The following is a 22,684-nucleotide window of genomic DNA, read 5'->3' on the forward strand; positions in this document are numbered from 1 at the left end:
GCCTGGAAGGGTGTCCGACCGCGACCGGGCGCCCGTACCCGAGCAGGCGCCCCTACGACCGCGGAACGCCCTGTCGGCCGTTCTGCTGACCCTCGCGTGCCTGCTCGTGCCGTTCGGGACGCTCGCCTCCTGGGCGGCGCACGGGCTGACCGACACCGGCCGCTACGTCCGTACGATGGCGCCGCTCGCCGCCGACCCGGACGTGCAGCGCGCGGTCGCGGACGCCGTCGGGGACGGCATCATGCGGGAGGCCGGGCACGAGCTCGACACCGGCCCGCTGCGCGGCGCGGTCGGGCCCTTCGTGCACGACGCGGTGCGCTCGTTCACCCGGACCGAGGCGTTCCGCACCGGGTGGGACGCGGCGAACCAGGCCGTCCACGACGCCGTGCTGCGCGCCCTGCGCGACGACGGCACGCGCGCCGCCGGGGTCAGCGTCGACCTCGCGCCGGTCGTCGCCCGGGTCAAACGCCAACTCACCGACGACCACGTGCCGTTCGCCCACCGCATCCCGGTCCTGCACGCCCGTGTCCCGGTGCTCCCGGCCGAAGACGTGGACCGGCTGCGCAAGGGGTACCACGTGCTGGACACCGCCGCCTTCTGGCTGCCGCTCGCCGCCGCCGTGTGCGCCGTGGCCGGGACCGCGCTCGCCGCGTGCCGCCGCCGCGCGGTCACGGCGCTCGGCCTCGGCACGGCGCTGGGCGGCGGGCTGCTCGTCCTGGCCGTCGCGATCGGCCGCCGCCTCACCCTCGCCGACCTGCCCGACGCGCTCCACCGCCCGGCCGCCGGCGCGGTCTACGACGCCCTGACGGCCACCCTGTCGACGGTGTCCTGGCTGCTGCTCGCCTTCGGCCTGAGCGTGGCGCTCGGCTCGTGGCTCACGGGCCGGTACGGTCCCCGGCTCGCCGCGCGGCGACGTGCGCGAGCGTCCGCAGCGCCCGGCGCAGATCCGGCTCCGGAACCGACCCGAGCCCGACCCTGACGGCGTCGGGCGTGTGGCCGGGGGCGACGGCGAAGGCGGGGCCGGGCGTGATGGCGATGCCGTGCGCGGCGGCGGCCCCCGTGAAGGTGTCCGCGCGCCACGGGGCGGGCAGCTCCCACCAGGCGAAGTAGGCGTGCGGATCGGACCGTACGGCGAAGCCCGCGAGCTCCTCGGCGAGGATCTTCTGCCTGCGCGCCGCGTCCGCCCGCTTGGCCGCCACCAGCCGCGCCACGGTCCCCTCCCCGGCCCACCGCACGGCCGCCTCCAGCGCGAACCGCCCCGCACTCCACCCGCCCGACCGCACGGCACCGGCCACGGCCCCGACCCGGTGCGGCGGCACGACGAGGAAACCGACGGTGAGCCCCGGGGCGACCCGCTTGGAGAGACTGTCGGCGACGTGGGTGAGGGCGGGGGCGTGAGCGGCGAGCGGATCACCCGGCTCGTGCAGGAAGGACCAGATGCGGTCCTCCACCACCGGGAGGTTCAGGTCGTGGACCAGCTGGGCGAGTTGCAGCAATCGAGGGCGAGTCGTCGTCAGGGACGTCGGGTTGTGCAGCGTCGGCTGCACGTACAGGGCGGACAGCGGTGCCGTACGGTGCGCGGCGGCGACGGCCTCCGGGAGCAGCCCGGCCGCGTCACCGGCCAGCGGCACCAGGGTGATGCCCAGCCGCGCCGCGATCTCCTTGACCAGCGGATACGTCAGCTGCTCCACGCCGACCCGGCCGCCCGGCCGGACCAGGGAGGCCAGCACGGCGGCGATGGCCTGCCGCGCGTTGCCGGTGAACAGCAGCCGGTCCGGGTCGGGACGCCAGCCGGGGGTGGCGAGGAGAGTGGCCGCGGCCTCCCGGGCGGGCTCCGTACCGGTGGCGGCCGCCGGCAGCAGCGCCTCGGCCAGCACGTCGGGACGCAGCAGCGGCGCGAGAACCGGGGCGAGGAGCTCCGGCTGGCCGGGCGCGCTGGGGTAGTTGAGCTCCAGGTTGACGGGGGCGTCGGACGGGCCGGGCTCGGCGAGCGCCTGCCCCGTCGGCCCGTCCGGAGTGGCCCGTACGAAGGAGCCGCGCCCGACCTCCCCGATGACCAGCCCGCGCCGTACCAGTTCGCCGTACACCCGCCCGGCCGTCGACGAGGCGATCCCCCGGCGCCGGGCGAACACCCGCTGCGGCGGCAGCCGTTGGCCGGGCTTCAGCCGCCCGCTGGCGATGTCGTCGGCGATCCTGTCGGCGATGCGGCGGTAGTCACCCATCAGTCGGCCTCCCCCTTGGATTGCACCGAGAGCAAAGATCTTATTGCACCGAGTAGTTGGAGCGGCCTAGGGTCGACACATGGCACCCTTCCTCGCATACGAGGACAAAGGCCCCGTAACCTCCCGGCAGCCCCTTGTCCCCCTGGTCCTCGTCCACGGCCACCCCTTCGACCGCACGATGTGGTCCCCGCAGCTCGGCACGTTCTCGGCGGCCCGCCGCGTCATCGCCCCCGACCTGCGCGGCTACGGCGCCTCTCCGACCACCCCGGCTCTCACGGACTTCTCGCAGTTCGCCCGGGACATCGAGGCCCTGCTCGACGAGCTGGGAGTGGAGTCCTTCGTTCTCGCCGGCCTGTCCATGGGCGGCCAGATCGCGATGGACTGCTACCGCCTGTTCCCCGGCCGCGTCCGCGGCCTGGTCCTCGCGGACACCTTCCCGGCGGCCGAGACCCCGGAGGGCGTCCGCACCCGCGACGCCATGGCGGACCGCCTCCTGCGGGAGGGCATGCGCGGCTACGCCGACGAGGTCCTGGAGCGGATGGTCGCCCCGTACGCCCCCGCCGAGGTCAAGACCCACGTCCACCGCATGATGACGGCCACCTCCCCCGAGGGCGCCGCCGCGGCCCTGCGATCCCGCGCCCGCCGCCCCGACTACGCCGCCCTGCTGACCCGCGTATCCGTCCCGGCCCTGGTCGTCGTCGGAGCCGACGACACCTACACCCCCGTATCCGACGCCCGGGCCATGCACGCGGCCCTCCCGGACTCGGCCCTGCACGTGATCGAGGGCACGGCCCACATGCCGAACCTCGAACGCCCCGAGGAGTTCGACAGGGCGCTGGGGGAATTCCTGGACCGCGTCGATGCACGGCAACCTTCCACCACCCCACCCCGTCTTTGAGGGAGGATTCGGGCATCCCACCCCGCGAACGGAAGGCCGGGCCTTGGACACCGCCGCTGCCGAGTGGACCGCCACCGACGGACCGGAACACCGTCCGCCCGGACGGCGGCCCGGCGCCTGGTGCGCCGCCCTGCTGTTCGCCGCGGTCAGCGTGGTCGTCGGCTTCCGGACCGCCGGCAGCGACGGCTTCACGCCCGTCCCGCAGGTCCTCGCCTTCCTCCCCTGGCTGCTCGCACCCACCGGCCTGGCGCTGCTGCTCACCCTGCTGTCCCGGTGGTGGCTCGGGGCGGTCTGGGGAGTGGTCCTGCTCGGCCTGCTGGCCTGGTTCATCGAGCCGTACGGCAAGGTCGGCGACCCCGTCGGCCGCCCGGTCGCCGACCTGCGCGTGCTGACCTCGAACGTCGAGTTCGGGCAGGGCACCGGGCCCCTGGTCGCCGCCGTACGCCGCGAGAAACCGGACATCGTCTTCGTACAGGAATGCGAATACGAGTGTGACGCGCGGCTGAAGGACGACCTCTCACAGGACTACCCGCACCGCCGGGCCGTCGAGGGCGGCGGCTCCGAGGGGTCCGTCATCCTCAGCCGCTTCCCGCTGCGGCCCACCGACGGTGTCCCCGGCACCATGGGCATGCCCGGAGCGATCGCCGACGTCGACGGGCATCCCGTACGGCTCCAGCTCGCCCACCCCATGCCCCCGCTGCCCGGCCAGCTGGACCTCTGGCGCACGGAGCTGGGCGCCCTGCGCGACGCGGCCGCCGCCGACACCGGCACCCCCCTGGTCCTGGCCGGCGACTTCAACGCCTCCCAGGACCACGCCGCCTTCCGCCGCATCCTCGACACGGGCCTGACCGACGCCGCCCGCCTGGACGACGCCGACCGCACGGCCACCTGGCCGGCCCGGACCGCGCCGACGTTCGGCGCGCAGATCGACCACGTACTGGTGTCGAAGGACTTCGCGGCCGACCGCACGCGCTTCCTGGACCTGGCCGACACGGACCACCGGGCGATGGTGACGGACCTGACGCTGCACTCACATCGGTGAGAGCGGACGGGGGACGCCGACAGGCGCCCCCCCTTGGCCACTCTCCGCTCAGACGCCGATGTCGCAACCGTCCGCACGCCACACGGCCACGACGGCCGGCCGGACGTACTTACCGGGTCCGTCGGGCCAGGTGCTGGCCGGCTTCTCCACGGACGCGCCGTCGATCTCGCCCGGGTGCTGCACAGCGACCAGGACGCGCCGGTCCTGGATGATCGGACCGCAGGTCTCGGCCCCCTTCGGCACGGTCAGGAACTGCTTCAGCTCACCGCGCCGCTCCCCCCGGGTCGCCACGCCGAACAGGCCGTCGTGCGAGCCGAGCTGGGCGCCGTCGGTGGAGATCCACAGGTTGCCGTAGGGGTCGAAGGCCACGTTGTCCGGGCAGGAGATCGGGCTGACGCCGTCCTTCGGGAACCCGGCGAAGTAGGTCGCCGGGTCGTCCGGGTCACCGGCGACGAGGAACAGCGACCAGGCGAACCTGGTGCTCTCGGGCCGGTTCCAGCGCTCGGTGAGCTCCAGCACGTGCCCGTGCTTGTTGGCGTTACGCGGATTGGCCTCGTCCGCCTTGGCGTTGGAGCCGACACCACGGTTGGAGTTGTTCGTCAGGGCGACGTACACCTTGCCGGTGACGGGGTTGGGCTCGATGTCCTCGGGCCGGTCCATCTTGGTCGCACCCACCTTGTCACCGGCGATACGCGTGAAGACGAACACCTCCTCGGCGCTCATCCCGTCCACGTGCGAGACGGCTCCCTCGGCGGTCGCGGTGGCCAGCGGGATCCACTCGCCGCTCCCGTCGAACTCACCGTCGTCCGGCAGCTTGCCCGTGCCGTCGATCTCGATGGCGGGGGAGTCCCCGGTCAGCTTGGCGACGTACAGCGTCCCCTCGTCGAGAAGGGAGAGGTTGTGCTCGCGCACGGCCCTGCTGCTGCCGTGCCGCATCCGCTTGCTGCCGACGAACTTGTAGAAGTAGTCGAACCGCTCGTCGTCACCGGTGTACACGACGGGTCGCCCGTCCGCCGTCATCCTGATGTTCGCGGCCTCGTGCTTGAACCGCCCGAGGGCGGTGTGCTTGCGGGGCGTGGAGCCGGGGTCGTACGGATCGAACTCCACGACATACCCGAACCGGTGCACCTCGTTCGGCTCCTGCGCGACGTCGAACCGCTTGTCGAACCGTTCCCACTTCCGCTCACTGGCCCCGGTCCCGATGCCGTACCGCTTGTCGGTCGCCCGGCCGCTGTTGGCGAAGTACTGGTTGAAGTTCTCCTCACCGTGCAGAGTCGTGCCCCACGGGGTGACACCGCCCGAGCAGTTGTTGAGGGTGCCGAGCACCTTGGTGCCGCTCGGGTCGGCGGAGGTCTTCACGAGCTCGGACCCGGCGACGGGCCCGGTGAGCCGGAACTCGGTGGTGGCGGTGACGCGCCGGTTGAGCTGATGCCGCGGAACGGCGGTGAGCTTCCCGGTCTTCCGGTCCCCCTCCACGACAACGGCGGACAGCCCGTGCGCGGCCCAGGCGATCTCAGCCTGCTCCCGGGTCGGATTGTCGGCGTCGTACCCCCGGAACATGAGCACCTCGTCGGTGTACTCATGATTGGCGACGAGCAGCTGCCGGCCACGCTCACCCGGCAGCGGAAGCAGCGCGAGAAAGTCACAGTTGTACCCGAACTGCCCGGCCTGCGCCTTGGCGGTCTGCTTCTCCGGGTCGAAGGCGGGCGCACCGCGCAGGATGGGCTCGCCCCAGCGGATGACGACGTTCTGCCGGTACCCCTCCGGCACGGTCACGGCGTCCGTGGTGTTGGGCGCGACGGGCGCGAAGCGCAGCCCGCGCGCGCCCTTGTGTTTACGCCGAGCGGCCTCGGCGGCGGTGCCGGCCGGAGCGGCGTCGGCCTGCGGAGCCTGCGCGACACCCACCGCTCCCGCGCCCGCGGCGGCCACGGTCACCACTGCCGCGGCCCGCATCATCGACCGCCGACTGAGCGCACCGGCGATCACATCGCCGACGTACTCGTTGGAGCTGGTGTTGGGCACCTCGTGGAAGCAGGCGTCACCACACCGGAAACGACAGGTCAGGGCGGACCGGCCGCCGGGGTGCGATCCGGACGGCGTTCCGATCAACGGCAGCAGCTTGCGCACTTTGCTCTCTCCTTGGATGCCCTTGGTGTCAGCGTGACCGTAGGGGCACATATGTGCGGCAGCCGGGCGTCAGGGTGAACAGGGGGTGAACCTGCGGCAGCCTTACGGCAGTTACGGCGATTCAGCACGGCGACACCTTCGCAGGCCGGATGTCCCTCTTGACAGCCTGTACCTCGCACACCCGACCCTGCCCAAGATCACCCAGGAGGGCCGCTAACCTTACGTGTCCGTCCTGGCCAGGGATTGACGGGCTTCAACTCACGCGAAGGGTTGCGCGCACATGGGCATTCTCACTCTCTTGCGGAACGCGTTCGGACGGTCACGCAAGTCACGGACCGCCGAGGCGGAGGGTGCGGCGCAGACCACGACGACGGGGGAAACGCCTTCCCAGGAATCACCGACGTCCCAGTCCGCCACGCCCGCCGCGGCGGACCCGAAGGTCCCGTCCCCCTCCCCGGAACCGGCCCCCGGCCCGGCGGCCGGCGTCCCGGACCCCCGCGGCGAGCACGACCTCGTGTCGCTGATCTTCGACAACGTGACGGTGCCCAGGCCGACGCGATCTGCGGAGGGTGAGCCGACGGCTGCGGAGAAGCCGGCGGTCGAGGAGGAGCCGGGGGCCGCAGAGGAGCCTGCGGCCGTCGAGGAGCCGGCGGCGGAGAAGCCGCAGGTTGTGGAGGAGCCGACGGTCGCGGAGAAGCCTGCGGCGGTGGCGCCGGAGGCGGACGCGGAGGCGGAGTCGGAGTCGGCGGTGGACAAGCCGACGGCCACCGAAGAGCCGACGGAGGCGACTCCGGCGGAGAAGCCGGTCACCGATGAGCCGACGGCGTCGGAAGAGGTCAGGGCGGAGAAGGAGGCGACCCCGGCGGAGAAGCCGACCGTCGCCGAGGCCCCGGTGCCCGAGGAACCCGAGTCGTCGTCGGCCCCTGAGCCCGCGGCACCGGAGAAGCCCGAGGACAGCCCGGAGGGCGAGGCACAGGCCGAACCCTCCGCAGCGACGGAGTCCGAGCCCGCGGCCGAGGCCGACGCACCGCAGCAGCCGTCAGCCCTCGACCCGAAGCCGGAACCCGAGCCCGCGCCCCAGTCCGAAACGCCCGCAGTCCCGAAGTCCGAGGCGGAGCCGACGGCCGAGGCCGAGCCGACGGCAGAAGCCGAACCCACCGCCGAATCCGAGCCGACGGCAGCACCCAAGTCGACGCCAGAGCCCGAGGCCGCCCCCAAGGCGACGCCCGACGCCGAGCCCGAGGCAACCGCCGACGGCAAACCGACAGCGGAGGCGGAGCCGACAACCGAGGCAGTCGCGACGGCCGACCCAGAGCCCGCAGCCAAGGCGGAGCCGACGGCCGAGGCCGTGGACGCTCCTGCGGCCGCCGACGGCGAGTCCGCCCCGCAGGGGCCACCCGCACCCGACGACGAAAGCGGCACGGGTGGTGCGGGTGGGAACGACACGGCCGAAGCCGAAGGCGAGGCCGAGCCGGACGCCACCACCCCCGCCGTCCCCCTCACCCGCATCAAGACCCACGCCCCCAGCCTCACCACCGCCTACAAGGCCGCCACCACCGCCCTCAAGCAGCACAACCTCACCGGCACCCGGGCCAAGGTCTACCTCGTCCTCGACCGTTCCGCCTCCATGCGCCCGTACTACAAGGACGGCTCCGCACAGGCGCTCGCCGAACAAACCCTCGCCCTCGCCGCCCACCTCGACCCCGAGGCCACCGTCCCGGTCTTCTTCTTCTCCACCGAACTCGACGGCACCGGCGAGATCACCCTCACCGGCCACGAGAACAAGATCGACGACCTGCACGCCGGCCTCGGCCGCATGGGCCGCACCAGCTACCACGCGGCCGTCGAAGCGGTCCTCGCCCACCACGGCAAGGAAGCGACCCCCGACACCCCGGCCCTGGTGATCTTCCAGACGGACGGCGCCCCCGACGCCAAGACCCCCGCCACCCAGTCCCTCACCGAGGCCGCCAAGACCCACCCCGCCGTCTTCTTCTCCTTCGTCGCCTTCGGCGACCCGGAGAACAAGGCCTTCGACTACCTCCGCAAGCTCAAGACCCCCAACACGTCCCACTTCCTCGCCGGCGAAACCCCCCGCGAGCTCACGGACAAGGAGCTCTACGAGGGCGTACTGGCGAACTGGCGCCCGTAGAACCCGCCCGTAACCCCTCGGGGGGTGGCCGTGGACAGAGCCCCTGTCCACGTCCGCCCCCCGAAACGCGTGTGAGTCGATCTCCACGAGGCCAGTAGGATTTCGACCATGGCGGCCACTGGATCCGAGAAGCAGGGGGCGAAGGCGTACTACGTCTCGACCCCCATTTACTACGTCAACGACGCTCCTCACCTGGGCCACGCCTATACGACCGTCGCAGGCGACGTGCTCACCCGCTGGCACCGTCAGCGCGGCGAGAAGGTGTGGTACCTCACCGGCACGGACGAGCACGGTCAAAAGATCATGCGCACGGCCGAAGCCAACGGGGTCACTCCCCAGGCGTGGGCCGACAAGCTCGTCACCGAAGCGTGGAAGCCCCTCTGGGAGCACCTGGAGATCGCGAACGACGACTTCATCCGCACCACGCAGAAGCGGCACACGGACCGCGTCCAGGAGTTCGTCCAGGACCTGTACGACAAGGGCGAGATCTACAAGGGCGGCTACGAGGGCCCGTACTGTGTCGGCTGTGAGGAGTACAAGCTCCCCGGCGAGCTCCTCGACGGCGAGGGCGAGTACGCGGGCCAGAAGCTCTGCCCGATCCACAAGAAGCCCGTGGAGAGCCTCAGCGAGGAGAACTACTTCTTCAAGCTGAGCGAGTACGGCGAGAAGCTCCTCGCCCACTACGAGGCGAACCCCGGCTTCATCCAGCCCGAGTCCGCGCGCAACGAGGTCGTGAACTTCGTACGGCAGGGCCTCCAGGACCTCTCCATCTCCCGTTCCACGTTCGACTGGGGCATCCCGATCCCGTGGGACGACAAGCACGTGATCTACGTGTGGGTCGACGCACTGCTGAACTACGCCACGGCGGTCGGCTACAACGAGAACCAGGCCAAGTTCGAGGAGACCTTCCCGGCCGACGTCCACCTGGTCGGCAAGGACATCCTCCGCTTCCACGCGGTGATCTGGCCGGCGATGCTGATGGCGCAGGGCCTCCCGCTGCCCGGCAGGATCGCGGCCAACGGCTGGCTGATGGTCGGCGGCGAGAAGATGTCGAAGTCGAACCTGACCGGCATCAAGCCGCAGGACCTGACCTCGCACTTCGGCGTGGACGCGTACCGCTGGTACTTCCTGCGGGCGATCGCCTTCGGCCAGGACGGCTCCTTCTCATGGGAGGACTTCTCGGCCCGCTACACCAGCGAGCTGGCGAACGACTACGGCAACCTGGCGTCCCGCGTCGCGGCGATGGTCGGCAAGTACTTCGGCGGCACGCTGCCGGAGGCCACGGCGGCCGGCGAGGCGGAGAAGGCGATCCACGAGGGCCTGGCGAAGGCGGTCACGGAGGCGGACCGCCGGATCGGCGAGGACCTGGACTTCCAGGGCGGCATCCTGGCGATCTTCGACTTCGTCAAGCAGGTCAACGGCTACATCACCGAGCAGGAGCCCTGGAAGGTCGCGAAGGACACGTCCGACGAGGGCAAGGCCCGCCTGGCCACGATCCTCTACACGGCCGCGGAGTCCCTCCGCGCCGTCGCGGTCCTCCTCAACCCGGTCATGCCGGAGACCTCCCAGAAGCTCTGGGACTCGCTCGGCGCGGGTGCCTCCCTCGGCGCCCTCGCGGACCAGAAGATCGGCGAGGCCGGCGAGTGGGGCCGGCTCCCGGCCGGCACGACGGTCACCAAGGGCGCGGTCCTCTTCCCGCGCCTGGAGGAGAAGCCGACGGCGTAACAGGCGTAACACGCTCGCTACAGCACGGGGCCCGGGAGAACGAGAACCTTCTCCCGGGCCCCGGGCTTTGCGACGATCGCGTGAGAGCGGCCACCCGGCCGCCACCACACACCGGGGGCTCCAATGGCACTGTTCGGCAACGCACACACCGTCGACCCGGCATCGGCCCAGCAGGACTACGCCCGCCTCCTCGGCCACGGCGAGCAGGTCCACGCCGCGTTCCTCCTCATCCGCGACACCATCCTCTTCACCGACCGCCGCCTGATCCTGATCGACAAGCAGGGCATCACCGGCAAGAAGGTGGAATACCACTCCGTCCCCTACCGCAGCATCACCCACTTCGCGGTGGAAACGGCCGGCACCTTCGACCTCGACGCCGAACTGAAGATCTGGATCTCCGGTACCCCGACCCCCATCGAGAAGACCTTCACCAAGGGCGTCGACATCTACGAGGTCCAGGCGATCCTGACCCAGTTCGTCGCGAGGTAGCAGCACTCCGCCACGGAGATCAAGCCGCTGGAACGCCGTGTGGACACGGTGCTCAGAGTCGAGCCGTCCGAGGGCGACGGCTTCCTGTGTGCATAGCCACAGCAAAGACGCCCCCGCCGTACTGGGCATGGTGGCCCGCGGCATGCGGTCGTTCGGCAAGGCAACAGCGAAGTACTGGTGCGAATGGCTTGAAGTCGGGCTGGAGGACACTCCGGTCCGGGAGACATGGAGAGAGCTGGAGAAGATGGTCGCCACATACTTTCCGGGCAGGGGAACGCTCAAAGCTGAAGCCAAAGCCGAGTCCATCCTGAGCGTGCTGGAGAAGCGCGGGATCCCCGTCCCAGAGGCCACTCGCGACCGCATCACCTCCTGCACCGACCTCGACACCCTCATCCTCTGGTTCGACCGCTCCCTGACGGCCACCACGGTGGAGGACCTGTTCGCCGAGGAGTGATCAACCCCTGAAGGCTGGGGCCCGCCCCACAACAAGGAGCGGCCCCCAGCCCAGCGTCGGCTCGGCGCGCCTACCGCACAGCCGCCTTCCCCGTCGCCCCCGTGAGAGCACCGGCGCCCGCCCCCGGCCCCCGGTTGGTGTGCCGTACGAACGCCACCCCGAGAACCGCCAGGATCGACGCCGCCGACAGCGTGTACAGCCCCCCGTTCGTGCTGCCCGTCGTGTCCTTCAGGTAGCCGAACAGGGTGGGGGAGACGAAACCACCCAGGTTTCCGATGGAGTTGACCAGGGCGAGACCCGGCGCGGCGATCTTCAGGTCGAGGCCCGACTGGGCCATCGGCCAGAACAGGGTGGCCGCGCACTTGCCGCCGACCGCGGCGAGGGTGAGGGCGGCCAGGCCGAACCAGGGCGAACCGAGCGTGGCGAGAAACGTGCCGATCGCGGACAGGACCAGGGCGATCGCCAGGTAGGGGCGACGGTCCGGGGCCCGGTCGGTGAAGTGGGCCATCGTGTACATCGCGATCACCGCGCAGATCCAGGGGATCGCCGACAGCAGCCCGATCTGGAAGGAGGACAGTCCGCCGATCTCCTCCACCAGGCTCGGCAGCCAGAACGTGATCGCGTATCCGGTGAGCGCCATCGCGAAGAAGACCGCGGTCAGGACGGCGACCTGGGGGTGGAAGATCAGCTTCATCCGCGACACCGACGGCGCACGGTCACGCGTCTCCTTGTCCCGCGCCACCGCCTCGCTCAGTGCGTCCTTCTCCTCCTGCGTCAGCCACTTCGCGTCCTGGATCCGGGAGACGAGGAAGAACCCGGCGATGAAGCCGACCAGGATCGAGAAGGCGCCCTCCAGGGCGAACATCCACCGCCAGCCGTCGATACCGCCCGCGCCGTGCAGTTCCAGCAGCGCGCCGGTGATCGGGCCGGTGACGATGTACGCCGTGGCCGAACCGCCCAGGAAGATCGCACTGGCCCGGCCCCGGCTGGAGTCCGGCAGCCACTGGGTGAAGTAGAGCAGCACACCGGGGAAGAAGCCGGCCTCCGCGACACCGAGCAGGAAGCGCAGGGAGTAGAACATCCACACGTTGTGGATGAAGCACATCGCCACGATCACCGCCCCCCAGGTGATCATGATCCGGGTCAGCCAGACCCGGGCCCCCAACCGCTCCAGGAGCATGTTGCTCGGCACCTCGAACAGGGCGTACCCGATGAAGAACAGGCCCGCGCCGAGCCCGTACGCGGTGGCGCTCACGCCGACATCGGCCCGCAGTTCGTTCTGGACGAAGCCCACGTTCGTCCGGTCCATCTGGTTGACCAGCAGCATCAGGACCAGGATCGGCAGCATGCGGCGCAGGAACTTGCCGACCGCACGCTGCTCTGCCTCGGGTATGGCTGTTGCGGCGTCTGACATCGTTGTCTCCCTCGATGTGCACATACGTGAACAGCAGTCACGTACGCGTTGTCGAAGGGACTTTATGGAGGCCCACCTTCCGGGTCAACGGGTTGAGCAGAAGTACATGTATGTGAATGCGGGGCGGACGGCCGCACACGTCCGCCCCACACACGTCCGTCAGCTCGCGGACGCCGACGCCCCCGGCTGGACCGAGTCCTCCGTGCCGTCGTGCGTCGCCTCGGGCTCGACGCCCATGGTGAGGGTGGCTACGACACCCTTGGCGATGGCGTTCTTCCTGTACTGGAGCTTCAGCAGCCCGCCCTCCGTGCCGTTGCCCGGGTAGATGGTGTCCTCATCGAGGGTGGTGCGGGTCGCGGTGTTGGTGGAGTACGGCTCGACCTCGGCGGACGCCAGCACGGACTCCTCGTCGAAGAAGAGCTGACCGGTGTGGCAGGTCGTGCCGCCCTCGTAACCGGCGTCGGTCCAGGTGCCGTTCACATGCACCTTGGTGTGGATGTGCACGCAGCGGCCCTGGTACCAGCCGGGGAAGACCGTACGGAACTCGACGAACCCCCGCTTGTCCGTCCGCCAGGTGCCGCGCAGATAGCGCTCGTCGTCGGTGGGCTCCTGATGTCCCGCACCGCCACCGTCCGGGGGCGCACTCGTGGGCGCCCCGGTCGGCGTCCCCGAGGGCGGCGTACCTCCCCCGCCGCCTCCGCCCCCGCCGCTGCCCATCGCCTCGTACCCCGAGTACACACCCAGCGCGTTGCAGTGCCAGATGTCCACGGCGGCGTTCACGAGGGGCTTGCAGCTCTCGGAGTCGATCACCTTGAGGCGCAGGGTGAGCGGTATGCCCTCCTGGTCCTCGGTGACGTCCCGGCGGAGCTTGTCCGCGTCGATGTAGTAGGGGCCCTCGGTGGTCTCAGAGGTCAGCTTGTAACAGACCTCGCCGGAGCCCCCGGCGGCCGCCCCCTTGGCGGCTCGCGTCTCCTCCCCGGCGAACGCGCCCGCCGCGAACGTACCGCCGACACCCGCCGCCACCACCGCTCCGGCGCCCGCGGCGACGACCTTGCGTCGTGTCAGATCCCTTTTGTGTTTCGGCCCTTGGGCCGTTTCCTGTCCCGTCATGGGAAGGGAAGCTAGGGAGCCCGTCTGTCAGGAGCCTGGGTGAGAGCTGAGTAAGAGCCCTGGGTACGAAAGTGGCTCGGAACCGACGCCGGTTCCGAGCCACCCACAGTCACCTGTGACTTCTCCGAAGGCCTACTTCGGCTGCGGCTTGCGCACCGACAGGTGCAGCTCCTTCAGCCGCGCCTCCTCCAGCTCCGTCGGCGCGCCCATCATCAGGTCCTGGGCGTTGCCGTTGAGCGGGAAGGCGATGGTCTCGCGGATGTTGGGCTCGTCGGCGAGCAGCATCACGATGCGGTCGACGCCCGGGGCGATACCGCCGTGCGGCGGGGCGCCGAAACGGAAGGCGCGCAGCATGCCGGCGAACTTCTCCTCGACGGTCTCCCGGTCGTACCCGGCGATCTCGAAGGCCTTGAGCATGATCTCCGGCTCGTGGTTCCGGATCGCGCCGGAGGACAGCTCGACGCCGTTGCAGACGATGTCGTACTGCCAGCCGAGGACGTCCAGCGGGTCCTGGGTCTCCAGGGCCTCCAGGCCACCCTGCGGCATGGAGAACGGGTTGTGCGAGAAGTCGATCGCGCCGGTCTCCTCGTCCTTCTCGTACATCGGGAAGTCGACGATCCAGCAGAAGCGGAAGACGTTCTCCTCGAAGTGCCCGGCGCGCTTGGCGGCTTCCACCCGCACCGCGCCCATGATCTTGGAGACCTCGTCGAACTCGCCCGCGCCGAAGAACACCGCGTGGCCGGCCGCCAGCGACAGGCGCTTGGTCAGCTCGGCGACGTTCTCCTCGGTGAGGAACTTCGCGATCGGGCCGGAGAGCGAGCCGTCCTCGGCGACGCGGACCCAGGCCAGGCCCTTGGCGCCCTGCGAGACGGCGTAGTCACCGAGCTGGTCGAAGAACTTGCGGGGCTGCGCGGAGACGTCCGGCACCGGCAGGGCGCGGACGTGCTTGCCTGCGAAGGCCTTGAACTCCGAACCCTCGAAGATGTCGGTGATGTCGACGAGCTCCAGCTTGGCGCGCAGGTCGGGCTTGTCGGAGCCGTACTTCAGCATCGCCTCGCGGAACGGGATCCGCGGGAACGGCGAAGTGACGTGGCGGCCCCCGCCGAACTCCTCGAACAGCTCCGTCATCAGCTTCTCGACGGGCTGGAAGACGTCCTCCTGCTCGACGAAGCTCATCTCGACGTCGAGCTGGTAGAACTCGCCCGGCGACCGGTCCGCACGCGCGTCCTCGTCACGGAAGCAGGGCGCGATCTGGAAGTAGCGGTCGAACCCGGAGATCATCAGCAGCTGCTTGAACTGCTGGGGCGCCTGGGGGAGGGCGTAGAACTTGCCCGGGTGCAGGCGGGACGGGACGACGAAGTCGCGGGCGCCCTCGGGGGAGGTCGCGGACAGGATCGGCGTCGCCATCTCGTTGAAGCCGAGGGCCGTCATCTTGTGGCGGATGGCCGAGATGACCGCCGTGCGCAGCATGATGTTGCGGTGCATGCGCTCGCGTCGCAGGTCGAGGAAGCGGTACTCCAGGCGCCGCTCCTCGTTGACCCCGTCCTCGCTGTTGATCGTGAACGGCAGCGGGGCGGCCGCGCCGAGCAGCTCGACCTCGCCTACCTCGACCTCGACCTCACCGGTCGGCAGCTCGGGGTTGATGTTCTCGGCGCCCCGGGAGACGACCTTGCCGTCGACGCGGACGGTCGACTCCTTGGAGAGCTTGTCGAGAGCCTCGTAGGCGGGGGTGCCGGGACGGGCCACGAGCTGCGTGATGCCGTAGTGGTCGCGCAGATCGATGAAGAGGATGCCGCCCAGGTCGCGCCGATTGTGCAGCCAGCCACTCAGCCGGACGTCGCTGCCGACGTCAGAGGAGCGGAGCTCGCCGCAGGTGTGGGACCTGTACCGATGCATCGTCGTTCATCCAGTCTTCGCTGATCGGGGTCTGTGTTTCACGTGAAACTGGTCCCCAGCGTACCGTTCGGGCGGAGATCGCCCCTCCAGTATGACGATCACTCCCTTCCGTTTTCGGTGGCAGTGTTCGATGACCTCTTCTTAAAGTGGGGCAATGCGCACTGGCGAGCCTCTGCCCGCCGTGGGGGAGGTTCTCGCCGCCCTCGCGACCGGCCTGTGGCACTGGGACACCGCCACCGGGCTGGTCACGGTCGATGCCGAGGCGGCACGGCTGCTCGGGCTGCCCGCCGAGCAGACCAGCCTCACACAGGCCCAGGCCCGGGCCCGTATGCACCCGGTGGACTGGAACGAGATCACCGGCGTGGTCCAACTCGCCGTCGCCGAGGGCACCCTCGCCGAGGTGCGGGTGCGCATCATGGACGAGCGGGGCCGGGTCGTACGGGTCGTCCGCAGCCGCTCCAAGCCGTCCTTCGACCAGGTGAGCAAGGCGTACGAGCTGATCGGCACCCTCCAGGAGGTCACCGAGCCGACGCCGGGCACCCCGGCCGGGCGCAGCGCGGTCACCGGCGACTGGCGGCGCTCCCGGGAGGCGTTCCTTCTGGACGCCGGCCGGGCACTGGCCGAGGCGCGCTCCACACAGGAGGTGCTGCGGGTCACGGCCAACCTGTCGATGCCGGGGTTCTCGCCGGACGGGCTCGCGGTGTTCAGCGTGGAGGGCGATCGGCTGACACTCATCGGCCACCACGGCCCGCACCAGCAGGCGGCCGAGAGCCCGTTCACGCACATGGCGCTGGACACGGACTACCCGGCCGCCGAGGTCGTACGGACCGGCCGGGCCGTGTACCTGTCCTCTCCCGAGCACTACAAGTCGCGCTACCCGCTGACCTGGCCGCTCGCCCAGCCCTTCGGCCGCCACTCGTGGGCGTTCCTGCCGCTGACGGTGGCCGGCCGCACCATGGGCGCCTGGATGGCGGCCTTCGCCTATCCGGTCGCGTTCACCCCCGACGAGCGGTCCGTGCTGACCACGGTGGCGCGGATGCTGGCGCAGGCCCTGGCCCGGGCGGGAGTGGCCGAGAGCGAGCGGGCCCTGACCGACGGGCTCCAGCGCACGATGCTGCCGAGGCTGGGTGCGCAGCGCATACCGGGCATGAGCGTCGCCGCCCGCTACGTTCCCACCGGCGGTGGCCTCCAGGTCGGCGGCGACTGGTACGACGTGATCCCGCTGCCGAGCGGGCGGTTCGCGCTGGTCATCGGTGACGTACAAGGCCATGACGTGCGCGCGGCGGGGCTGATGGGCCAGCTGCGGATAGCACTTCGGGCGTACGCCTCGGAAGGGCACCGGCCGGACGCGGTGCTGTCCCGCGCGTCCCGCTTCCTGCACGGCATCGGCGACGAGAACCCCGCCGACCCGCGCTTCGCGACCTGCGTCTACGTCGAGGTCGACCCGGTGAACGGGGTGCTGGACATCGCCCGCGCCGGGCATCCGGACCCGGCGATCCGCATGGCCGACGGCACGGTGCTGACACGGCCGACGGCCGGAGGCCTGCCGCTGGGCATCAACCCGGACGCCGACTACCCCACCACCCGGCTCGCCCTCGAAGCCGGCGAGACCATGCTGCTCTGCACCGACGGCCTGATCGAGACCGGCGGCCACGACCTGGACACCGGCTGGCGGCGGCTGCGCGTGATCCTCGAGGACCACAAGGGCGATCTGGAGGAGCTGGCCGACGCCCTGGTCCAGGCCGTGCACGGCCCGTCCTCGCACCACACCACCGGTCCGCTGGCCGACCGCCGCGAGGACGACATCGCGCTGCTGCTGCTGAGCAGGCCGGGCGAGGGCTGCGGTTGCGGCGACGCCATGACCGTACGGCTCCCGGCGCGGCGCACGGTGCTGACGGTCGCGCAGGCCGAGCCCGAGCGGATCGCGGTGGCCCGCCGGCAACTGCGCGATCTGCTGCACGACTGGTCCTCCCCCGACCAGGTCGACTCGGCGGTGCTGCTGCTGTCCGAGATGCTGACGAACGTCCTCGTGCACACCGACTCCGACGCGCTGCTCGTCGCCGAGATCACCGGCGGGGTGGGTGAGCGGCGACTGCGGATCGAGGTCACCGACGCCGGCGACGACCTGCCGCACAAGCGCAGCCCCGGGGAGCTGGCGTCCTCCGGCCGTGGCCTGGTGCTGATCGAACTGCTCGCGCACGCCTGGGGGGTGGACCCGCGCGGCGAGGGCAAGAGCATCTGGTTCGAGCTCTACGAGTCCGTGGACGGCTCGGGCGACGGCTCCTGGTCCCCGTAGCGGGTGCGGAGCTCCTGGAGGACGCCGAAGGCGGCCGCGGTGAGCGGCACGGCGAGCAGCATCCCGAGCACTCCGGCCACCGATGCCCCGGCCGTGATCGCCACCATGACCACGGCCGGGTGCATCTGCACGGTCCGGCTCTGGATCACCGGTTGGAGCACGTGCCCTTCCAGCACCTGCACGGCGAGCACCACTCCGAGCGCCCACAGTGCGATGACGAAGCCCCGGTCGGCGAGCGCGACCAGGACGGCCACGGCTCCCGAGATGAAGGCGCCGAGGTAGGGGATGTACGCCCCGACGAAGACCAGCGCCCCCAGCCCGGCCGCCCCTGGCACGTCGAGGACGAGCAGTCCGACGGTGATGCAGAGCGCGTCGATGAGCGCGATGAAGGTGGTGCCGCGCATGAAGCCCTCGACGGCGTGGAAGGCCCGCCGTGCCATGGCCTCCAGGATGTCGGCCGAGCCACGCGGGGACAGGGCCCGCAGCGTCCCGGCGGCCTTGTCCGAGTCGCGCAGGAAGAAGAAGACGAGCAGCAGCGCGAGCACGGCCATGGCGATGGCCTCGCCGACCACGCTGACCCCGCTGATCACACCGGACGCGGCCGAGCCGCCGAACTTGCCCAGGAGTTCCCGGGCGTTGGAGGCCAGGTCGTCCAGCGAGGTCCCGGCCGCCCCGAAGTGGTCGGAGATGCCCCGCGCGGCCTGCTTGAGCGAGGCGACGATCTCGTCGCCCGTGTCGATGAGCGCGGCGACCACGATGTACACGGCCCCGCCGACCACGGCCACGACGGCGACACAGGTGAGCCCGGCCGCGACCGACCGCTGCACCCCGGCCTTCACCAGCCGCCGGTGCAGGGGGCCGAGCAGGGCCGTCCCGAGCAGCGCGAGCAGCACGGGCACGACGGCGGTCCGGAACTCGTCGCACAGCCGGATCCCGACGTAGACGACTCCGGACACGAGCAGGAGGAGCGCGCACCAGGCGGCGAGGTGCCGGAGGGGGTCCGGGAGGAGGGGCCTGGGGCCGGGAGCGGTCGGGGCGGAGTCCTGCACGCCTCCACCCGACCATGGCCGGGGCGGGCCGTCCCGTCGGAAAGGCCCGCCCGGGTGACGGGACGTCAGCGCCGTCGGCCGGATCGCCGGTTCAGGTCACGTCGTCGTCGGCAGGGAACCTGCGGCCTCACCCGGACGACCGGGAGGAGGGGGCCCGCCGTCGGAGTCGGCAGCGAACTCCGCACCGCGGGACCGCCCGGCATCAGGGCCGCTGGGGGGGGCGTCACACGTTCGGCGCCCCCGGACGGCGCCGGCGTCAGTCCTGCGGTCCGCTCGCGGTCATCCCGTGCACGGCCGGGACCGTCCCCAGCCGGCCCTTCTGGAAGTCCTCGAAGGCCTGCATGAGTTCTTCCTTGGTGTTCATCACGAACGGGCCGTAGTGGGCCATGGGCTCACGGATCGGCTGCCCGCCGAGCAGGACGACCTCCATGTCCGGCGTGTGGGAGTCCTGCTTCTCGTCCGCGCGGACGGTCAGCGAGGATCCGGCGCCGAAGACGGCGGTCTGGCCCATGTGGACGGGGCGGCGCTCAGAGCCGACGCTGCCGCGCCCGGCCAGGACGTACGCCAGGCCGTTGAAGTCCTCGCGCCATGGCAGGGTGAGTTCGGCACCCGGCGCCAGCGTCGCGTGGATCATCGTGATCGGCGTGTGCGTGATGCCGGGGCCCTGGTGCCCGTCCAGCTCACCGGCGATGACGCGCAGCAGCGCGCCGCCGTCGGGGGTGCTGAGCAACTGGACCGAGCCGCCGCGGATGTCCTGGTAGCGCGGGGCCATCATCTTGTCCTTGGCCGGGAGGTTCACCCACAGCTGGAGGCCGTGGAAGAGCCCGCCGGACATGACGAGATGCTCCGGTGGCGCCTCGATGTGCAGCAGTCCCGAGCCCGCGGTCATCCACTGAGTGTCCCCGTTGGTGATGGTGCCGCCACCGCCGTTGGAGTCCTGGTGGTCGAAGATCCCGTCGATGATGTACGTGACGGTCTCGAAACCGCGGTGCGGGTGCCAGGGAGTGCCCTTGGGCTCGCCCGGCGCGTACTCCACCTCACCCATCTGGTCCATCATGATGAACGGGTCGAGGTGGCGGTAGTTGATCCCCGCGAACGCCCGGCGCACCGGGAAGCCCTCACCCTCGAAACCGCTCGGGGCGGTCGTGACAGCGAGCACGGGACGTGTCACGGCATCGGTCGGCGCGGTCACGCGGGGCAGCGTCAACGGGTTCTCGGCGGTCACAGCAGGCATGTCGGTTCCTCCTCGTGTACGCCCACTTTAGTTGAGCGTTGAACTTTCTGCCACTCCAAACAGAGAAAACCGGGAGGGCATTCCCGGGCGTCGGCGCAGCGAACCACGGGACACCGGCACGGCGAAAGGCCGGCACCCCCGCATCGGGGTGCCGGCCTTCGTGCGTCCGCGTCAGGCGACCAGCTCGGTCTCCTCGCTCCCGGCCCCGGCGGGCTCGGGCTTGCGGTCCCGCATCACCAGCGTGGCGACGACGGCCGCGACCAGGACACCGACCGCGCTGATCGTGAAGGTCGTCGACATCGAGGCGGAGAAGGCCTCCCGGGCAGCCCGCACCAGGCCCGAGTCGCCGCCCGCGACCGCCAGGGCCCCGCCGATGGACTCCCTGGCCTGCTCGGGAGCGCCGGCCGGCATCTCGTCCGCGTACCCACCGGAGAGCAGCGAGCCGAGGATCGCGATGCCGAGGGCGGTGCCGGACTGCTGGATGGTGTCGTTGAGGGCGGAGCCGACGCCCGCCTTCTCCTCCGGGATGGTGCCCATCAGGGCGGCCACCGCGGCCGGCATCGCCAGACCGGCACCCAGGCCCAGGATCCCCAGCGCCACGGCCGGGACCGTGAAGCCGCTGTCCGCGCTGAGCGTGGTCAGCAGCCCGAAGGAGGCGGCCATCAGCAGCATCCCGGCGAGGATGACGAACCGGTTGCCCACCTTCACCGCGAGCTGCGCTCCGGCCGTGTTGCCCGCCAGGGCGGCCACGGCCAGCGGCAGGAAGGCCAGGCCCGCCTTGACGGCGGACCAGCCGAGGACGAACTGGAGGTACTGGGTCAGGACCAGCAGCAGGCCGGCGTTGCCGATCTGGACGAGCGCCAGGGAGAGCGAACCCCCGCTGAAGTTGCGGTGCTTGAAGAGGACCAGCGGGACCATCGGCGAGCGGGTGACGTTCTCCCAGATCACGAAGCCGGCCAGGGCGACCACCGCGACGGCCAGGACGAGGAGGGAACGGCCGCCGAACGCGCCGTGCTGCGGAATCTCGATGATCCACCACACCAGGGCCGTCATGCCCACCGCCGACAGCACCGCGCCCAGCGGATCCGGCTTCTGCCAGGGCGCCTTCGACTCCGGCATCAGCAGCACACCGGCCAGCACCGCCAGCGCGACGATCGGCACGTTGATCAGGAAGATCGCCTGCCAGGCGAAGTGGTCGATCAGCACACCACCGAGGACCGGACTGCCGACCAGCCCCAGCATCGACACCGAACCCCACGCCGCCATCGCCTTGGGCCGCTCGTCCTCGTCGAAGACGGTGATCAGGATCGACAGCGTCGACGGCATGATCAGCGCTCCGCCGACCCCCATCGCGATCCGCACCGCGATCAGCTCACCCGGGGTGCTGCAGAACACCGCCCCCAGCGAGGCCGCCCCGAACAGCAGCAGGCCGATCAGCATCACCTTCCGGCGTCCGAACCGGTCCCCCAGGCTTCCCGAGGTCAGCAGCAGCCCGGCGAAGACCAGCGTGTAGGAGTCGAGGATCCACTGCATGTCCTGGGCGCTCGCCCCGAGGTCCTCGGTCAGCGAGGGCACCGCGACCGTGAGCGCCATGTTGTCTACGACCAGCACGAGCGTGCTCAGGCACAGCACGATCAGGATCCACCAGCGGCGTGGATTGCGAGTGTCCATTCCGATTCCCCTCCTGCGAACACCGTTCCTTCGATGCGAACACTGTACGCGCAGCGGAACACTGTGCGCAAGCCTGGAGTTCTGTACGCTGATTGCGCACGCTGTTCGCACGAAGGTGCCGAAGGTCGCAGAAGGAGTGTCGATGAGCCGCAGCAAGACGACGGACAAGAACCCGATCCCGTCCGTATGGGCCCGCGAGCAGCGCCGCGCCGATCAGCCAGCGCTCAGCCGGGACGCGATCGTGCGGGAGGCGATCGCGATGCTCGACGCGGACGGCATCGAGGCGCTCAGCATGCGCAAGCTCGGCGCCCGTCTGAACGCCGGTGCGACGTCGCTGTACCGGCACGTCGCCACGAAGGACGAGCTGATGGAGCTGGCGGTGGACGAGGTCGCCGCAGAGATCCACGTCCCGCCGGCCGACAGCCCCGACTGGCGCGCGGCGGTGACCGAGGCCGCGGGGTCCTTCCGTACGACGGCGCTACGGCACCCCTGGCTGACCCTCGTCCTGGGCCAGGCCGGGCTCGCCTACCTCGGGCCCAACTACATGAGCTTCTCCGAGCGCCTCGCGGCCCTGTTCACCGCGGCGGGGTTCCCCGAGCCGAGCCGTGCGATCGACGCCGTCTTCTCGTACGTCATCGGCATGTCCACCACGGAGGCCGCCTGGCTCACCACGGTCGCCCGCGCCGGCGAGACCGAGTCCGAGTTCGTCGCCCGTCTGCTGCCCACGGCACGGCAGGTCTCCGCCGGCTACGACCACCTGGCGGCTGCCGAAGCCACGACCGCCGCCCAAGCCGTCGACCCCGCCCGGCTCCGCGACGACAAGTTCGCCTACGGCCTGGAAGTCGTCCTGGACGGCCTGGCGCTGCGCCTGCCGGAGTGAGCCGGGGAGGCTAGCCGTCTGCGAAGCA

17 protein-coding genes are annotated in these 22,684 nt (G+C 70.8%); 9 read left to right on the forward strand and 8 right to left on the reverse strand.

Annotated elements, in window-relative coordinates:
• Positions 1-10 precede the first annotated feature (10 nt).
• Entirely contained in the window at positions 11-979 is a 969-nt protein-coding gene (locus ACZ6TU_RS07220) for a hypothetical protein (protein ID WP_467679211.1), read from the forward strand.
• Here ACZ6TU_RS07220 and ACZ6TU_RS07225 read toward each other — a convergent pair.
• Complete coding sequence (locus ACZ6TU_RS07225; protein WP_469547244.1) at positions 876-2,222, reverse strand: aminotransferase-like domain-containing protein; 1,347 nt, start codon at positions 2,220-2,222, stop codon at positions 876-878. The genes ACZ6TU_RS07220 and ACZ6TU_RS07225 overlap by 104 nt on opposite strands.
• Before the next feature lie 79 nt (positions 2,223-2,301).
• Between ACZ6TU_RS07225 and ACZ6TU_RS07230 the strand changes: the two genes are divergently transcribed.
• Positions 2,302-3,120 carry an alpha/beta fold hydrolase gene (locus tag ACZ6TU_RS07230; RefSeq protein WP_467679214.1) on the forward strand — a complete coding sequence of 273 codons (819 nt, stop codon included), beginning with the start codon at positions 2,302-2,304 and terminating at the stop codon, positions 3,118-3,120.
• 43 nt (positions 3,121-3,163) lie between these two features.
• Complete coding sequence (locus ACZ6TU_RS07235) at positions 3,164-4,162, forward strand: endonuclease/exonuclease/phosphatase family protein (protein WP_469547247.1); 999 nt, start codon at positions 3,164-3,166, stop codon at positions 4,160-4,162.
• A gap of 48 nt (positions 4,163-4,210) precedes the next feature.
• On the opposite strand, the gene ACZ6TU_RS07240 is transcribed toward ACZ6TU_RS07235, so the two are convergent.
• Complete coding sequence (locus ACZ6TU_RS07240; RefSeq protein WP_467679217.1) at positions 4,211-6,289, reverse strand: PhoX family protein; 2,079 nt, start codon at positions 6,287-6,289, stop codon at positions 4,211-4,213.
• A gap of 280 nt (positions 6,290-6,569) precedes the next feature.
• On the opposite strand from ACZ6TU_RS07240, the gene ACZ6TU_RS07245 reads away from it, so the two are divergent.
• The 4 genes from ACZ6TU_RS07245 (at position 6,570) to ACZ6TU_RS07260 (ending at position 11,106) form a co-directional block, all read left to right on the forward strand.
• Entirely contained in the window at positions 6,570-8,438 is a 1,869-nt protein-coding gene (locus ACZ6TU_RS07245) for a VWA domain-containing protein (protein WP_469547249.1), read from the forward strand.
• 108 nt (positions 8,439-8,546) lie between these two features.
• Positions 8,547-10,163: a methionine--tRNA ligase gene (gene metG, locus ACZ6TU_RS07250; RefSeq protein ID WP_467679220.1), complete on the forward strand. Its 1,617-nt coding sequence runs from the start codon at positions 8,547-8,549 to the stop codon at positions 10,161-10,163.
• A 123-nt stretch (positions 10,164-10,286) separates the two neighbouring features.
• Entirely contained in the window at positions 10,287-10,652 is a 366-nt protein-coding gene (locus ACZ6TU_RS07255) for a PH domain-containing protein (protein WP_059417055.1), read from the forward strand.
• Positions 10,653-10,794: 142 nt separating this feature from the next.
• The gene (locus ACZ6TU_RS07260) at positions 10,795-11,106 is read left to right on the forward strand and encodes a hypothetical protein (protein ID WP_467679222.1); all 312 of its coding nucleotides are present in this window, start codon (positions 10,795-10,797) and stop codon (positions 11,104-11,106) included.
• A 70-nt stretch (positions 11,107-11,176) separates the two neighbouring features.
• On the opposite strand, the gene ACZ6TU_RS07265 is transcribed toward ACZ6TU_RS07260, so the two are convergent.
• The 3 genes from ACZ6TU_RS07265 to aspS all read right to left on the reverse strand — a co-directional run bounded on the left by ACZ6TU_RS07265 (position 11,177) and on the right by aspS (position 15,526).
• Positions 11,177-12,520, reverse strand: coding sequence for an MFS transporter (locus tag ACZ6TU_RS07265; RefSeq protein WP_467679224.1), 1,344 nt, complete (start codon positions 12,518-12,520; stop codon positions 11,177-11,179).
• Between the two features lie 159 nt (positions 12,521-12,679).
• Positions 12,680-13,630: an intradiol ring-cleavage dioxygenase gene (locus ACZ6TU_RS07270; RefSeq protein ID WP_467679226.1), complete on the reverse strand. Its 951-nt coding sequence runs from the start codon at positions 13,628-13,630 to the stop codon at positions 12,680-12,682.
• Between the two features lie 132 nt (positions 13,631-13,762).
• A complete protein-coding gene (gene aspS / locus ACZ6TU_RS07275; RefSeq protein ID WP_467679228.1) occupies positions 13,763-15,526 on the reverse strand; it encodes an aspartate--tRNA ligase in 1,764 nt (587 codons plus the stop codon).
• Positions 15,527-15,680: 154 nt separating this feature from the next.
• Here aspS and ACZ6TU_RS07280 point away from each other — a divergent pair, with 154 nt between their 5' ends.
• On the forward strand, positions 15,681-17,822 hold the full coding sequence (locus ACZ6TU_RS07280; RefSeq protein ID WP_467679230.1) for an ATP-binding SpoIIE family protein phosphatase: 2,142 nt from the start codon (positions 15,681-15,683) through the stop codon (positions 17,820-17,822).
• Here the strand turns inward: ACZ6TU_RS07280 and ACZ6TU_RS07285 are convergent.
• From ACZ6TU_RS07285 to ACZ6TU_RS07295, 3 genes are all read right to left on the reverse strand, one after another.
• Entirely contained in the window at positions 17,777-18,871 is a 1,095-nt protein-coding gene (locus tag ACZ6TU_RS07285) for an AI-2E family transporter (RefSeq protein WP_467679232.1), read from the reverse strand. The two genes, ACZ6TU_RS07280 and ACZ6TU_RS07285, sit on opposite strands and share 46 nt — an antisense overlap.
• A gap of 256 nt (positions 18,872-19,127) precedes the next feature.
• Entirely contained in the window at positions 19,128-20,105 is a 978-nt protein-coding gene (locus tag ACZ6TU_RS07290) for a pirin family protein (RefSeq protein WP_467679234.1), read from the reverse strand.
• A gap of 171 nt (positions 20,106-20,276) precedes the next feature.
• Positions 20,277-21,776, reverse strand: a complete 1,500-nt coding sequence (locus tag ACZ6TU_RS07295; RefSeq protein ID WP_469547258.1) for an MFS transporter — start codon at positions 21,774-21,776, stop codon at positions 20,277-20,279.
• Between the two features lie 142 nt (positions 21,777-21,918).
• On the opposite strand from ACZ6TU_RS07295, the gene ACZ6TU_RS07300 reads away from it, so the two are divergent.
• Positions 21,919-22,656: a TetR/AcrR family transcriptional regulator C-terminal domain-containing protein gene (locus tag ACZ6TU_RS07300; protein ID WP_467679238.1), complete on the forward strand. Its 738-nt coding sequence runs from the start codon at positions 21,919-21,921 to the stop codon at positions 22,654-22,656.
• The last annotated feature ends 28 nt before the right edge of the window (positions 22,657-22,684 follow it).

This window comes from Streptomyces sp. NPDC052064 (assembly GCF_055585925.1).